The organism is Brevundimonas sp. SS2672, from assembly GCF_059579685.1.
In genome coordinates, this window is record NZ_CM184201.1 from 567365 (window position 1) to 582258 (window position 14894).

Annotated in this window: 11 protein-coding genes; 4 read left to right on the forward strand and 7 right to left on the reverse strand. The window is 63.1% G+C overall.

All coding sequences use genetic code 11. From position 1 onward, the window contains the following. Positions 1-92: 92 nt before the first annotated feature. Both AC52GN_RS02760 and AC52GN_RS02765 read right to left on the reverse strand, forming a co-directional pair. Positions 93-785 (reverse strand): isochorismatase family protein, encoded by a 693-nt coding sequence (locus AC52GN_RS02760; RefSeq protein WP_291775917.1) that lies wholly within the window; start codon positions 783-785, stop codon positions 93-95. Positions 786-875: 90 nt separating this feature from the next. Then, on the reverse strand, positions 876-1676 hold the full coding sequence (locus AC52GN_RS02765; RefSeq protein WP_291775924.1) for a GntR family transcriptional regulator: 801 nt from the start codon (positions 1674-1676) through the stop codon (positions 876-878). Between the two features lie 127 nt (positions 1677-1803). Here AC52GN_RS02765 and AC52GN_RS02770 point away from each other — a divergent pair, with 127 nt between their 5' ends. After that, complete coding sequence (locus tag AC52GN_RS02770) at positions 1804-2628, forward strand: GntR family transcriptional regulator (RefSeq protein ID WP_496528106.1); 825 nt, start codon at positions 1804-1806, stop codon at positions 2626-2628. A gap of 42 nt (positions 2629-2670) precedes the next feature. Here AC52GN_RS02770 and AC52GN_RS02775 read toward each other — a convergent pair whose 3' ends face one another. Continuing rightward, positions 2671-4164 carry an aldehyde dehydrogenase gene (locus AC52GN_RS02775; RefSeq protein WP_496528107.1) on the reverse strand — a complete coding sequence of 498 codons (1494 nt, stop codon included), beginning with the start codon at positions 4162-4164 and terminating at the stop codon, positions 2671-2673. 230 nt (positions 4165-4394) lie between these two features. Here AC52GN_RS02775 and AC52GN_RS02780 point away from each other — a divergent pair, with 230 nt between their 5' ends. Then, positions 4395-5594, forward strand: a complete 1200-nt coding sequence (locus tag AC52GN_RS02780; RefSeq protein WP_496528108.1) for an FAD-dependent oxidoreductase — start codon at positions 4395-4397, stop codon at positions 5592-5594. A 103-nt stretch (positions 5595-5697) separates the two neighbouring features. On the opposite strand, the gene AC52GN_RS02785 is transcribed toward AC52GN_RS02780, so the two are convergent. Both AC52GN_RS02785 and AC52GN_RS02790 read right to left on the reverse strand, forming a co-directional pair. Beyond that, entirely contained in the window at positions 5698-5991 is a 294-nt protein-coding gene (locus AC52GN_RS02785; RefSeq protein ID WP_496528109.1) for a hypothetical protein, read from the reverse strand. A 35-nt stretch (positions 5992-6026) separates the two neighbouring features. After that, positions 6027-6866: a maleate cis-trans isomerase family protein gene (locus AC52GN_RS02790; RefSeq protein ID WP_496528110.1), complete on the reverse strand. Its 840-nt coding sequence runs from the start codon at positions 6864-6866 to the stop codon at positions 6027-6029. Positions 6867-6958: 92 nt separating this feature from the next. Here AC52GN_RS02790 and AC52GN_RS02795 point away from each other — a divergent pair, with 92 nt between their 5' ends. Further along, positions 6959-8119, forward strand: coding sequence for a class I SAM-dependent methyltransferase (locus AC52GN_RS02795; protein ID WP_496528111.1), 1161 nt, complete (start codon positions 6959-6961; stop codon positions 8117-8119). 146 nt (positions 8120-8265) lie between these two features. Here the strand turns inward: AC52GN_RS02795 and AC52GN_RS02800 are convergent, their stop codons facing one another. Together AC52GN_RS02800 and AC52GN_RS02805 are read right to left on the reverse strand one after the other, a co-directional pair. Beyond that, complete coding sequence (locus AC52GN_RS02800) at positions 8266-10422, reverse strand: TonB-dependent receptor (protein ID WP_496528112.1); 2157 nt, start codon at positions 10420-10422, stop codon at positions 8266-8268. Positions 10423-10845: 423 nt separating this feature from the next. Next, on the reverse strand, positions 10846-11175 hold the full coding sequence (locus AC52GN_RS02805; protein WP_496528113.1) for a hypothetical protein: 330 nt from the start codon (positions 11173-11175) through the stop codon (positions 10846-10848). A gap of 466 nt (positions 11176-11641) precedes the next feature. Between AC52GN_RS02805 and AC52GN_RS02810 the strand changes: the two genes are divergently transcribed. Continuing rightward, complete coding sequence (locus tag AC52GN_RS02810; RefSeq protein ID WP_496528114.1) at positions 11642-14587, forward strand: TonB-dependent receptor domain-containing protein; 2946 nt, start codon at positions 11642-11644, stop codon at positions 14585-14587. The last annotated feature ends 307 nt before the right edge of the window (positions 14588-14894 follow it).

Consider the following 14894-nt stretch of genomic DNA (forward strand, 5'->3'; position numbering starts at 1 on the left):
CCCCCAACCTTCGGCCGGGAAGCGTAAAAGCGTAAAAAGAAGGGCGGCGGATTTCGGTCCGCCGCCCTTCGATTTTTCAGGCTGCCGTCAGCTCAGCGCGCGGCCAGCCAGTCCAGCACTTCCTGCGCCGACACCACGTCGGCGTACTTCAGCTGAAGGTCGGTCAGATTGGCGTAGTGGTAGCTCTCGTGCTTGTCCGCCACGCACTCCTCGGCGACGATGGTGCGGAAACCATAGGACAGGCTGTCCACCGCCGTGGCGCGCACGCAGCCCGAGGTCGAGCCGCCCGTCACCAGCACCGTATCCACCTTGTGCCAGCGCAGGTAGGAGTTCAGCGGCGTCTCGAAGAAGGCCGAGGGCATCCGCTTGGTGTAGATCAGGTCCACAGCCTCATCGATCCGGCAGCGCGGATCGAGGGCGTGGCGCTCGGACCCGTATTTGATGTTCTGCAGGCTGTCGGGCGTGTCGGTGCGCGTGCCCCAGACCCCGGCGTCGCCCGCGTCGGCCTTATAGGCCACATGGCTCCAGATCACCGGCATCCCCTTGGCGCGCGCGGCGGCCGAGATTCGATTGGTGAAGCCGATCTGGTCAGGGTGGGTCACGTAGGCCGTTTTCGGAAACAGATCAGGGCGGGTGTAGGATTGCTGGAAGTCGACGTTCACAACGGCCAGTTTCTCGCCGAAGCCGAAACGAGCGCGGGCGGGATTGGCCTTGACCGCTTCGAACAACTCGCGCGCCGTCTTGTTCTCGCGGATCATGGTCGGTTCGAAGACAAGGTCGCTCACAGTCGGTCCGTCCTTAATGGTATAAAGATAGGCCAACTATAGCCCGTCCTGCGGCGGGCGCCAGCTGATCCTGAAGCGGCGCAGCGGAAATCAGGCGCCGTCCTGCCAGTTTCCTTCCTCGCGGCGGCTGAGCAGGTGATAGCGGAATCGGTCAGCGTGATAATGGGCGTGAATGTACTGGACCGGCGTCCCGTCGGACCGGCGCATGATCCGTTCGATCCTGAGCAGGGGCGATCCGATCGCTACCTCAAGCGCCGAGGCTGCGGAGGTGTCCGCCCCCACGGCTGAAATCCACAGCTCGGCTTCATGCGGGGTCGCGCCGGCTCGCTCCAGAAGATCCAGCATGGACTGTTCGGCAAAGGCGGCGTCATCGCAGCTGCTGGCGACGAAATCCGGCAGCCACGACACCAGATAGGAAAAGGGCGTCTCGCCCAGTCGGCGAAGGCGGATGATGCGTTGGACCGGCGCGCCGGGGTCGACCGCCAAGGCGCGCGCGACATCGGCGTCGGCCGCCTCGACCCGGCTCTCCAGCAGTTCGACCTGGGTCTCGTGTCCCATGGTCTTGAGCGAATCCATCAGGGTGGAAAACGAACCCGTCACCACAGGCAGTTCGACCTGCGGCGTCACCACCGTGCCGCGCCCGCGATGACGTGTCACCAGACCAGCCTCGGCCAACTCATTGAGCGCCCGCTTGACCGTGATGCGCGAGGCGCCCAGCATTTCCGATATCTGGTGTTCGCCGGGCAGAAGGGAGCCGGCCGGAAACGCGCCGCGCCGGATGCGCTCGGCCAGCAGCAGACGGATCTGGTGGTAAAGGGGGACGGGCAGCTGATCGTCCAGAAGGTCGGGACGAAGATCCAGGGCGGCGTCTGTCGGCGAAGCGGATGTCATGCCGTCTTGTGTGGCTTGCCGCGGCGACGGAGACAACCCGCAGTAGCCAAGCCGCTAAGGTCTGATAATAAGAACAAGTTCGCTAATTGACGACGCAGGCGCAGACGCCAGCGTGTGGAGGATAAGCTTGGCCAGACAGGGCGCTGGGGCAGGAGCCGACATCGGTCGGCGCAGCCTCAAGGCGGACGGCGGATCCAGCAGTCTGCCGATCTACCACCAACTGACCACTATCCTGCGCCAGCAGATCAAGGACAGCGCCTTTGCGCCGGAACAGCCGCTGCCGTCTGAAATGCAGCTGGCGGCGGCCTATGACGTGTCGCGGGTAACCGTGCGGCGCGCGCTTGATCTGTTGGAGCGCGAAGGCTGGATCCGGCGCAAGCATGGCGTCGGCACCTTTGTCGCCCCTCGCGCCGACGAGGCGCAGCGAGAGGAGAGCCGGGTGTCGGGTCTGGTCGAGAACCTCATCACCCTGGGGCTTGAGACGACGGCGCGGTTGCTGGCCTATGAACCGGAGGCGCCGACTCCTGCCGCCGTACTTCAGGCGCTGGATCTTTCGGCCGACGATCGCGCGCTGCGCATCGAGCGGCTGCGTTTCTTCAAGGACAAGCCGTTGTCGGTGACGACGGTGTGGCTGCCTCGCTCCGTCGCCCACCTGACGCCCAGGAGCGTTATCGATGACCGCCCGATCATGCGTATTCTTGAAGGCGGCGGGATTCGCGCGCAGCGCGCCGAACAGACCATCAGCGCCATTCCAGCCGACGATGCGGCGGCCAATAAGCTGAATGTGGCTATCGGGGCGCCGCTGCTGCGCCTGCGCCGGACGGTGTTCGACGGCGACGGCCGCCCGTTCGAGCATCAGGTCGGCCTCTATAATCCCGATCAGTATGAATACCACATGCTGCTGACGCGCGATAACAGCTCGGCCCGTCCGCAGTGGCGCCACATCGGTTGACGCGAAGCGCGGCGGGACAGGCCCGCCACAACCCCGTCGGGATCAGACGCCGAACTTGCGCAGCGGTACGTCGGCCAGCGGAAGGGTCGTCGTCTTCTCTTCGGTGAAGAAGGCCATGGAGGCGGCGGCCCCGTCGCGGCCGAGGCCCGAATCCTTCACGCCCCCGAAAGGCGCGCGCAGTTCACGCACCATCGGGGTGTTGACCCACATCAGACCGGTCCGCACCGCCTGGCTGACGCGCAGGGCCTTGTCGATGTTCTGCGTCCAGCAATAGCCGACCAGGCCGAACTGGCTTTCATTGGCCATGCGGACGGCGTCCTCCATGTCGCTGAATTTCACGAAGGCGGCGAAGGGGCCGAAGATTTCCTCCTGGCAGACGCGGTCGCTGTTGCTGGGGGCCAGGACGGCGGTCGGCTCGATGAAATAGCCCGGCCGGTCCAGCGCCTTGCCTCCGGTCAGCAGGGTCGCGCCCTGGCTCTGTGCGATGTCGACATAGGACAGGATATGCTGGCGGTGACGGGCTGAGGCGATCGGGCCGATCTCGGTGGCGTCGTCCAGAGGGTCGCCGACACGGATTTTCTGCGCTCGTTCGACGAAGCGGCCGACGAACTCGTCGAAGATGGAATCCTGGACCAGGATGCGCGACCCGGCCAGGCACTGTTGCCCGTTGTTCGAGAAGATGGAGATCAGGGCGCCGTCCAAGGCCCGTTCCTGATCGGCGTCAGCGAAGATGATGTTGGCCGATTTTCCACCCAGTTCCATCGCGGCCGGCTTCAGCCGACGCCCGGCCGCCTGCATGATGTGGCGGCCTGTCTCGGTACCGCCAGTGAAGGCGATTAGGTCGACCTCGGGGTGATCCACCAGGGCGGCGCCTGTCGCCGCGCCGCGCCCGTTTACCAGGTTGACCACACCCGGCGGCGTGACGGTGTTGATGATCTCGACCATCCGGGCCAGCGACAGCGGCGTCTGCTCCGACGGCTTCAGCACGCAGGTGTTGCCGAAGGCGATGGCCGAGGCGACCTTCATCGAGGCCAGCGCCAGCGGCGAGTTCCACGGCGCGATCAGGGCGGCCACCCCGACGGGGTGGCGGGTGACGAAGGTCAGGTGATCCTTGATCTGCTGCCAGACCTGACCCGGTTGTTGGCTGATCGCCTCGGCGAAGAAGCGGAAGTTGTAGGCGGCGCGCACAACCTGACGGCTGAGCACGTCGCGGCGGACGATCCCTGCATTCAGCGTCTCCAGCGTTGCGAGTTCCAGGGCGTTTGCGTCGATGGCGTCGGCGATCCGGTAAAGCACCGCCTGGCGGGCCTCTACCGACATGTCGCGCCACGCCGGGTCGTTGAAGGCCCGTCGGGCAGAGCGGACTGCGCGATCGACTTCCTTGGCGTCAGCCTCCTGCAGTTCCGAGATGATCTCGCCGTTGCCGGGGTAATAGGCGGGCAGGCGTTGGCCGCCGCGCTCACCGACATAGGCGCCGTCAATCAGGCTGGTGACGAGTTGGGGAGCCCAGTCGAAAGGAGAAGCGGGGAGGGCCATGAGCGGGCGTCCTGATACTGTGGTGACTTGTGTTGTGTTTAAGCTAATACGTGATTGGGGCGGGTCGCAAGGCGAGACGATGCCGCGGATTCAAAGCCGCACTGCGTCTGATCGGACTGCCTACGGTTCTGAAGTCGAACCCCGTCCGCACATGAGGTTGCGACTGCCCTCTTGCCGGATCGGCGAACAAATGTATTAAGTCAGATACAAGTAGGCATGAGGTCGCCAGTATGCAGCAATGGGACGCCCAAGTGGTCATCGTCGGCGCCGGCCCGGTCGGGCTGAGCGCGGCCTTGCGGCTGGAAGCTTTCGGGATTTCGGCCGTCGTCCTTGAGGCGGAAGCGGAGTTGCCGGAAGACCTGCGGGCCTCGACCTTTCACCCGCCAACGCTGGACATGCTGGCCCAGTACGGCCTGGCCGATCCGTTGATCGCACAGGGTCTGAAGTGCGAGCAGTGGCAGATCCGTCAGCATGAGACAGGCGAGCGCGCCGTATTCGACCTGTCCTACCTGAAGGGCGAGACCCAGCATCCCTTCCGGCTTCAGTGCGAACAATTCCGTCTGTGCCGCATCCTGGCCGACCATCTGGCGGACGCTCGTCACGTCGATATCCGTATGGGCGCGACGGTGTCCGGCGTGACGCAGGACGAGGACGGCGTCAGCGTGCTCTATGAGCAGGATGGCCAGACGCAGGCGTTACGCTGCCGCTATCTGATCGGCGCCGATGGCGCCCGCAGCGCGGTGCGGACCCTGCTGGGCTGGGATCTGGACGGCAAGACCTATCCCGAGACGACCATTCTGGCGATTACGGATTTCCCCTTCGAGGACCACCTCGACGGCCTGTCGAACGTCAACTACTGCTGGACCGAGGGCGGGACCTTCTCCCTGCTCAAGCTCAAGGATTTCTGGCGCTGCAGCCTCTATCCGCGCGGCGAAGAAACCATCGAGGACGCGCTGGACCGCGCCAGCATCGAGCGCAAGCTGCAGGCGATCGTCGCTCGGAATGAACCCTATAAGGTGCTGGAGATCCGCCCCTATCGCGTGCATATGCGGATCGCGCCTGATTACCGCAGCGGCCGGGTCATCCTGGCGGGCGACGCCGCCCACATCAACAGTCCTTCGGGCGGCATGGGCATGAACGGCGGCGTCCACGACGCCTTCAATCTGACCGAGAAACTCAAGGCGGTTCTGGAGGGTGCCGATGAAGGTCTGCTGGACCTTTACACCCGGCAGCGCCGTCCCATCGCGGAGCAGGAGATTCTGGCGCAGGCGGATCGCAACCGTGGGCGGATGCAGGAGCGCGATCCGGAACGCCGCAAGGTCATGATGGCCGAGATGCAGGCCATGTTGGCCGATCCCGTGCGGCACAAGGACTATGTGATGCGTTCGTCGATGATCGATGGCCTGCGCAAGGCGGCGACGCTGACCTGAGGCGAGCTCCTCCGCGCGTCGCTGCTTGAGGGAGCGTCGGCGAAAGCGGAGCGGGGCGAGGGGCCGCGGGCCGGGATGCAGGGCGTCCCGGCCCGTTTTCATATCAGGCGCCCAACTGCCCCTTGAGGGCGTCGACCTCTTCCTGAAGCACATAGAAGACGCGGTCGGTCAGCGCCGCGTGGCGCACGCGACGGGCCGTCTGCTGCGCCTCGGTCAGAATATGATGATCGACCGCGTCGGCTGTCAGGACGCCCTGGGCGGTCAACAGGTCCTCAAGCGTGGCGACTCGGTCGCTCAGGCCCGCGACCTCGGTGACGAGGGCGGTGATGATGGCGGTCAGGCGGTCGTTGGCCGTGTCCTCGAAGAAGGTGGGGCGGGGCGGTTTGGGCGTGGACATCAGAAAACTCCTCGAAACGAAATCAGAATAGGATGTCAGGCGCTCATCAAGCGGTCGCGAACGGCGGGAAAGCGGCTCCATAGCCGTTCGCGCCAGGGCGCATCGGGCGTCAGCCACGCCGTGATCGACGGGCGGTCTTCAATTCCCAGGTTGCGCGCGACGGACCAGGCTGTGGCCAGGTTGGATGACAGGATCGGGACGTCGGTCTCGTCGCTGACGACGGCCAGGGCGGCCAGGCTGGGGGCGCCGGTGCCCATGGCGACGACGGCGTCGGCGACGCTGGCCTTCACGCCCTGGCGCAGCCCTGTCAGCAGGGTGGCGGCCGTCTGGCCGTAGATCGGGTGGGCTGCGCCGGGCGCTAGGGGCGACTGGACGACGGCGACGACATCATAGCCGGCGGCGCGCCAATGAATCTCGGCGGCGGTCGTCAGCGCCGACGGGTAGGGGCTGACCAGTATGATGCGGCGCGCGCCCAAGGACTGCAGCGCGTCTTTCAGGGCGTCAGCGGCGCAGACGACGGGGCAGGGGCCGTCGAGACGCTCCAGCGCCTGCGGCCGCCGCCGCGACGGGCCCAGCAGATAGGTCGAGCCGGTGCAGGCGAAGGCGACGGCGTCCAGCGGCGCCTCGTTGAATGGCGTGAGCCATTCCTCCAGTCGTGTTTCATAAGCCTTGAGCCTGACGTTCATCTCGGCGTTCGGCGCGTACATGCGCGCCGTCAGCAGGTTGATGTCGGGGGGCAGCAGGGCCGACAGTTCAGGCTCGGCTGTCGGGTTCTCGGCCGGGGTCAGCAAGGCGACGACGCCGCGCGCGCCTAAATCCGGTCGATGGCGATCCGTCGAGCGGACGGCGCGAGCAGGAAGCGACGTTGAGGGCATGATCCGGTCCGACAAAGAGACTTCCGCACAAGAGGTATTTGAGATAATACATCATGAAGGACTGAACGCCAGTCGAACATGGAGGAGAGCGCATGATCATCGACCGTACGGCCACACATGACCTTCTGGCTCGGCCGCTTCACGACGAGGCGGCGCGCACTCAGTACATCGTCCAACTGAAGAACCGCCTGCGCCGCTACGAGGCCGCCAACAGGACTGCGCTCGACGCCCGCGCCGGCCCTGCCTACGCCGCGGCGTCCGGCAAGGCGCCTGAAACGGTCGAGGAGATCACGGCCGCCATGGTCGGCGATCCCTTCTACCAGATTTGGAGCGCCTTCAGCCGCAGCGCCCAGGATGTCATGTGGAACTCGGTCGGCGAGACCATCCAGCGCGAACTGCCGCGCATGAAGGCGGTCGCTGCCGGCTTGGCCAATGCGCCGGCCGGCGGCAGTTGCGAGACCAGCCCGACCTTTGTCGCTCCTTCGGACGCCTATGCGGGCCATATCCACGGCCAGCCGGGCGGCTACATGCTGGGAGAAGGCTCGACGGAAGATTTCGTCGCAGGCGCCTTCTATGAGAGCGGGGGCAACGCCTATTCTCTGGGCGTCGGCATCGGTACGCGCGACTCCAAGTCGGCGGCCGTCATCGAATTCCTGGCTGAGCGTTATCCCGGCTTCAAGCCGCGTCGCATCCTGGATCTGGCCTGTTCTTCCGGCGGCGCCACGGTCGGCTATGCGGCGGCTTTCCCCGAGGCGGAGGTCTACGGCGTCGACGTGGCGCCGGGCCTGCTGCGCTACGCTCACCTCCGCGCTGAGGCGATGGGATTGAAGGCGCATTTCCGTCAGATGGATGCGGGCGACATGTCCTTCGAGGACGAAAGTTTCGACCTGGTCGTGTCGCACAACATGATGCACGAGGTCTCCCGCGCCTCGCTCGGTCGCATTTTCAGCGAGGCGCGCCGCGTGCTGCGCCCCGGCGGCGTGGTGGTGCATCAGGATGTGCCGATGAAGGGCGCCGATTTCAGCGCCTTCGAGAAGTTCATCTTCGCCTGGCAGACCAAGAACAATGACGAGCCCTTCTGGGACGAGTTCCTGGCGACCCAGGCGCCCGAAGTCATGCTCGAGGCGGGGTTCGCTCCCGACGAGGTGCTGGAGACGACGGTGCGGATGCGGGATGGGCCGCGCGCCTGGTACGTTGTGCTCGGCGAAAAGCCCGATGCCGAAGGGCGTCGGGGTTCGGCCCTTATCGGCTGACCAACTGCGGTCTGGTCCGAACAGGCCCCGGATGCATAGGCGTCCGGGGTCTTTTTGCATCCGCGCCGGCTTGGCCCGCCTTCAGTCTGCAAAGAAAAGGCCCGCGGCGTGAACCGCGGGCCTTGGGCCGGCTTCTGGAAGGAAGGTCAGAAGTTGGCTTCGTAGGTCAGTCCGATCTGGCGACCGCGAGGCAGGGAGCCTACGAAACCGCGACGGTTGGTGGTGAAGTCCGAGTAGCGGACGATGCCGACCGGATCGATGTTGTCGAAGATGTTGCGGCCGAACAGGATCACCCGGTGCGGCCCGCGCTCCCAGCCAAGCTGCACGTTGGCGGTGTCGCGGCCGTCGACCCAGGCCAGGTTGGCGACCTGATCATACTTCTTGGAGCGGAAGGAATAGGTGCCGTCGACGAAGAAGCGGTTCTCGCCGACGTACCAAGCGTAGTTGCTGCCCAAAGAATACTGGATCTTGGGCGCGTTGGGGATCGCCTTGCCGCGCACGTCGCCATCGCCGCCGGTCAGGGTGGCGAAATCCGGGTCCGTGGCGTTGGTGTATTCGGAGTCTGCATAGGCGAAGGTGCCGCGCACAGACCAATCGGAGGTGATCTTGGTCTGGGCCTCGACCTCGACGCCCTTGACCTCGACTTCGCCGACGTTGCGGATGAAGGACACGGTCTCGGTCGCCGACAGGTTGGCCACCTGCGTCATCTGCTGGTTCGACCAGTCGATGTAGTAGCCGGCCACGTTCAGGCGGACGCGGCGGTCAAACAGGTCGCTCTTGAAGCCCAGTTCATAGTTCCAGGCGGTTTCCTCGCCGTAGGAACGATCGGCCGGACTCAGGCGCACGTCGGTGTTGAATCCGCCCGGCTTGTTGCCGCGCGCTGCCAGGCCGTAGAACATCAGGTCGTCGGTGGCCTTGTACGACAGGGTGAAGCGAGGATTGGTCGAGCGGTAGGTCGCCTCATAGTCGAAGTTGGAGTCGCCGCCGGTCAGGTGCAGTTTCTCCTCGGCGATGCGCACCTCGGCCGTGCCAGACAGCTTGTCGGTGAAGTCGAAGCCGACCAGGCCGAAAGCCGCCAGGTTTTCGGTTTCGATCGTGCCGTTGTTCTGCAGGCCGCGTGACACATAGCGATAGCGTCCGTCCCAGCGATCACTGTTGAAGTAGTAGGCGCCCGCCATCCAGTGCAGGCGTTCGGCGCGCGGGGAGGCGATGCGGAACTCTTGGCTGAAGCCCTTGATGTTCACCCGATCATCGACATGCAACGAACCGCCCAGCAGGCGCTGGGGCAGGTAATCGAGGTCGGCCTTACGGTGCTCTTCGGAGTCGTTGTAGGCGCTGATCGAGGTCAGGGTGTAGCCGCCATGATCGTATTCAGCGGTCAGGCTCAGTCGGCCGGTCTTGCGTTCGACGCCGCCGCCGCCGACTTCGTCCAGATTCAGGCCGATCATGTCGGGAGTGACGTTGATGGCGCCGCAGTAGTACTGGGTACGGGTATCCAGGTAGCAGTTGTTGGCGGTCGAGCGCTGGATCGCCATCGGCTCATGGCCATCGTTGTTGTGGGCGTACGACCCGCGCAGGATGAAGCTCAACTCCGATGTCGGCGTGTACATCAGCGCAAGGGTGCCGCCGACGGTCTTTTCCTGACCGATGGTCTTGCCGTCGCTGGGCGTGCCGGGCGCATTGTTCCGATACTCGCCGCCATAGGTGTAATAGTTGACCGAGGCCTGGGCGGACAGCACGTCCTTCACCAGAGGCCCGCTCAGACCCATCAGGAAGTTGTATTCGTCATGCTCGGCTGCGGTCGCGCGGATCAGGCCCTCGACCTCCTGCGACGGCTTGCGTGTCGTGTAGCTGATGGCGCCCGAGAACGTCTGGCGGCCATACAGGGCCGACTGCGGTCCCTTGATCACTTCGACCTGGTCGACGAAAGCCATTTCGGTCGCGAACAGGCTGTCGGGGATATAGACGCCATCGATGAAGGAAGCGGCGTTGGGCGAGCCGAAGACGTTGGCCTGGCCGCGAATGACCGGGCGCTCGAAGCGGCGACCCTGATCCTTTTCGATGTTCAAGCCGGGCGCGATCGAAGACAGGTCGGTGACTTCGCGAATCCCGCGGCGCTGCATCTCTTCGGCGTTCAACGCGGTGATGGCCAGGGGCACTTCTTGCAGGCGTTCGCTGGTCTTACGCGCCGTGACGATGATCTCATCGACCTGGACGGCGTCCTGTGCGGAGGCGGCGCTCGCTAGGACGGAAAGGCCGGCCGCGACGGCGGTCACGGCCAAGGCGCGGGTATGATGTCTCACGGTCACTCCCCTTTCATGCTCTTATTGCTGAGCATGTATCTTTATGAATACGAGCAATGTCGCCACAACCCGAGCTCTCTGTCAATCATTCGGCGATTCTGCCCTGCAGGTTGGGGCGGGAGCGTGGGGCGCTGAACCAATGTGTCTGGCGTGAGGTATTCAAGCTAACGCTTCGTGGCCCGGCTTTGAGCGGGTGTTGGCGTTCTGCCGCACTGCTCCACTCACGGGACCATCAAAATTTTAAGGGTGGAGCGCCGCCCCGCGTGGTCGACGCACCTATGAACCGCATCGCTTGATACGTGGGACCTACATACTGTCTGACCTTCAGCCGAAGGTTAGACGCAAGCGTGCTCTGGATCGGAGGGGGTCCCTTGAAGTTTTATGCCGATTGTTTACTGAGCGTATGATGTACAACTTCGATGTTTAAACTAGTGTAAGAGCAAAAGATCCATAATAATCCGGGTGGTAAGGTTTGGCTACCGGCATTGGCTCCCTTCGCTCGGCCTGGAACTTGATCGTGACGCCTAAGCAGCAACGGCGGCCAACCGTGTCATAGGCGCCATTACATTTGGCCAAGCGCCCGCTGAAGGCATCCCCGGTCGGCAGGGAGGGCCTGACCTCGTCGAGCAGGTTGTTGATACTGGCGTGCAGGCGGACATCCCGTCCCACCATGTCCAGGTCATAGCCCGCATAGAGATCGTGCTCCCAGACTTCGGGCATGCACAGGAACAGCGGACGCTCGGCGTCAAGCATAGTCTGCAGCAACACAGTCGTACTGCTGAAGGCGCAAGCGGCTGTCCTTGTGATAGTCGGCACCGAAGGTCGCGCTCAGGGCTGGCGGGCAGTTGCAGGAGGGAGCTAGCCATGAAGCTAGCAAGATGTGCTGCTCGCTCGTCACCAGTTGATTCAGGTCGGCGCGGATATCCGTCGAGAGGTTCATCAGCTTGCCGAAGAGCAGACCGCCTCATCAGCCGCTACGGCCCACCGGACATGGAGAGCCGATGGCGGCGGAATGTCCCTGTGACATTTCCGCCAGCACGGCGAAAAAAAGGTCAAATAGATTCAATTAGTCCATTTTTGAGAGAAATGTGGCTTCTTAAGGGTCCAAGTGTGTCGCTATGGTTGAGCTTGCGTCGACAACTGTCGTCGTTCGGTTTGCGGTCCGATCATGTGGCCTACTTTCGGCAGTGCGGGGCGCGTTTTTCAGAAGGGGGCTCTCTTGAAGAAGAGATTCATCCGCGAGCACTTGCTCGCAACGACAATTATTGGGGGAGCGGCGCTAGGCTTCATGGCCGCGCCTGCCATGGCGCAGTCGACGGGCGAGGAAGTGTCCGAGGTCAGCGCCATCGTCGTCACCGGCTCGCGTATCCGTCAGCCTGGCTATGAGGCGGCAAGCCCGATCTCGTCGGTCGGTGCCGAAGAAATTGCTCTTGAGCAGCCGGTGGCTGTTGAAGAGCTAGTCAAAGACCTGCCCGCAGCCGTGCCAGCCGTCGGTTCAGCCACCAACAACGGCTCGGGCGGCGGCGCTACGATCAACCTGCGCGGCCTGGGCACCAACCGCACCTTGGTCCTTATCAACGGTCGCCGCGTTGTGCCGTTCAACCTGCAAGGCGTGGTCGACACCAACACTATTCCGGTGGCGCTGGTCGAGCGCATCGATGTTGTCTCCGGCGGCGCCTCGGCTGTGTACGGCGCAGATGCCGTCGCAGGTGTCGTTAACTTCATCCTGAAGGACAATTTCGAGGGCGTTGAGTTCGCTTCCTCCTATGGTCTTTCGGAAGAGAACGACGCCGTTCGCCGTAAGATCGACCTGACCGTTGGCGGCAATTTCGCCGACGATCGGGGCAACGCTGTCGTCAGCTTCGGCTACACTAAGACAGATCCACTATATCAGGACCAGCGCCCGTGGGGGTTGGTGGCTCGTTCGTCCAATACCGGCGCTCCGCTGGGTTCGGGCACTTCGGTTCCTGGCCGCTTCGGCGTGACGCCGGTTGCGGGCGGCACGCCGCTTCCGGCTGGCGCCGAGATCAATCCGGCGACAGGGGCCCTGATCGGTTCGAGCGATCCCGCCTACAATGCGGCCGGCTACAATTACAACCCGTTCAACCTCTATCAAACGCCCCTCAGCCGCTATCAGATCAACGCCCTAGGGTCTTACAAGATCAGCCCGTCGGCGGAAGTCTACAGTCACCTGACCTACGTTAAGAGCGACGTGTCGCTGGATAACGCGCCGACTGGCACTTTCGGAAACACCTACAGCGTGCCGATCGGCAACCCGTTCATTCCAGAGCCGATGCGTCAGCAACTCTGTGCGGCTCGTGGCATTCCTGCTGCGAGTTGTGTCGCCGGCGCAGGCGGCTCCACCATCATTCCACTGACGATTAATCGCCGCTTCACCGAGATGGGCAGCCGGCCGGTGGATTACGAGAACAAGACGCTGCAGCTTTTGGCAGGTATCCGTGGCGACATTGGCGCCAGCTGGAACTACGATATCTACGCATCGCACGGTGAGACTGAGCAACTCGTAACCCGTCGCGATTGGGGTTCTCTGTCCAAGCTGCGCAACGCTCTGAACACCGTTTCCTCCTCTGAATGTATCTCGCCAGGCTCCTCCACGCCGGTCGCCGGATGCGTTCCGATCAACGTCTTTGGCGCTGAAGGCTCGATCACCCAAGCGATGATCGATTACATCAATCTGGCCTCGATCAATAAGACGACGATTGAACAGGATGTGGTCTCGGGCTCGATTTCGGGTGTTCTCCCGGATCAATTGAGCAGCCCGTGGGCGGTCCGTCCTATCGCGACCGCCTTCGGTCTGGAGTGGCGCCGTTCCAGCGCTGCTACGCGCGCTGACGCACCCTCACAGATCAACGGTGAAGTTCTGGGCACCGGCGCTCCGGTGCCGGACCGCGAGGGCGAATTCGAGATGCGCGAAGCCTTCGCCGAGCTGTCGATCCCGTTGGTCGAGAATATGCCGTTCGTTCACAGCCTGAACCTGGAAGCGGGTTATCGGTATACTGAGTTCGAAGCCTCAGGCAAAAAGACTGACTACGGCAGCTACAAGCTCGGCGGGGATTGGTCTCCTATCGAGGATCTGCGTATCCGAGCCATGTTTCAACGCGCCACCCGCGCTCCAAACATCGGCGAACTGTTCAATCCGCAGGTCACCGGTTTGAACAACCTTGCAGTTGACCCTTGCCAAGGGTCTAGCATCAATGCCGGGCAAGCTAATACGGCAGGGACGCTCAGCAACCTCTGCCGCCTCACCGGCGTGCCGACGGCCGCTGTCGGCTTTGTCGCCGCGCCAAATTCGGGGCAGGTCAACGTTCTGACTGGTGGTAATCCCGACCTAGGCCCGGAAGAGGCTGACACTTGGACCATCGGCGCCGTCTGGCAGCCTGCCTTCGTGCCGAGCCTGCGTCTGAGCGTCGACTACTACGATATCAAGATCGACAAGACGGTTAGCAGCAATAGCGTTAACGACGTTATCCAAGGTTGCTACAGCACTGCGTTGAACCCCAGCTTGGCGTTCAACGAGTTCTGTCAGCTTATTGGCCGCAACACGGCCAACGGTTCGATCAACGGTGTGGAGGCGCGCGGCGTCGCCCTGCTGCTCTCGAACCTGGGCAATGAGCGCGTGTCAGGTTTCGACCTGTCGGCCAATTATCGCGTCGAACTTTCCGACTACGGATTCGGCGATGTCGGGCGTGTCGATTTGAGCGTTAACGGCAATATCGTCACCAAGAACGAAAGCCAGGCCACGCCAGCCTCCGTTCTGCGTGATTGTGTTGGCTACTATTCGACCTCGTGCGGAGAGCCACGTCTGAAGCAACGTTGGACCAGCCGTGCCACTTGGTCGTTGGGCGACTACGCTGCTTCGCTGCAGTGGCGTCACCTAGCGGGCGTTGATGTAGAACCGGGCAGCGGTACTTGGTACGCCCCTTACGCTTCGATCGGAGCTTATAACTACTTCGATCTGACGGCGCGCTGGGACATCACTGATAACGTGCGCTTCACTGCTACGGTCAACAACCTGCTGGATGAGGCCCCGCCAGAAGTTGGCTCAAACATTGGCACTACGGCGTCTAACAATGGTAACACCTTCCCGCAAACTTACGACGCTATAGGTCGTTATTATACGTTTGGTCTGCGCCTAAAGTTCTAATCAAGGCGTATTTGACGGCGGAAGCATCAGTCTTCCGCCGTCCTTTGGGTTGAAAAATCTCAAAGGCTCGCCGGAGCGAGCCTTTTTTTTTGGAAAATCAATGGCTGTCCTTGCACTTCCGTCTGTCCCAGCGTCTGAAGGAATAAGCATTGAACTGCTGACTAACAGGAACGTGTTGGCCTCGGCTCTCGTTGGGGGCGAGCAGGAGCGTCAGCGCAAAAGCTCACGATACGCACTGACCTTCACTATGCCCGGATGAGTTACGTCAGGCTCGCGGATCGCCATGAGCGTGACGTTTGTGAGAAGG

Coding starts and splice junctions, on each gene's coding strand:
- AC52GN_RS02765 (WP_291775924.1), bottom strand. CDS start 1,676: ATGACATCCGCTTCGCCGACAGACGCCGCCCTGGATCTTCGTCCCGAC.
- AC52GN_RS02775 (WP_496528107.1), bottom strand. CDS start 4,164: ATGGCCCTCCCCGCTTCTCCTTTCGACTGGGCTCCCCAACTCGTCACC.
- AC52GN_RS02780 (WP_496528108.1), top strand. CDS start 4,395: ATGCAGCAATGGGACGCCCAAGTGGTCATCGTCGGCGCCGGCCCGGTC.
- AC52GN_RS02785 (WP_496528109.1), bottom strand. CDS start 5,991: ATGTCCACGCCCAAACCGCCCCGCCCCACCTTCTTCGAGGACACGGCC.
- AC52GN_RS02790 (WP_496528110.1), bottom strand. CDS start 6,866: ATGCCCTCAACGTCGCTTCCTGCTCGCGCCGTCCGCTCGACGGATCGC.
- AC52GN_RS02795 (WP_496528111.1), top strand. CDS start 6,959: ATGATCATCGACCGTACGGCCACACATGACCTTCTGGCTCGGCCGCTT.
- AC52GN_RS02805 (WP_496528113.1), bottom strand. CDS start 11,175: ATGCTTGACGCCGAGCGTCCGCTGTTCCTGTGCATGCCCGAAGTCTGG.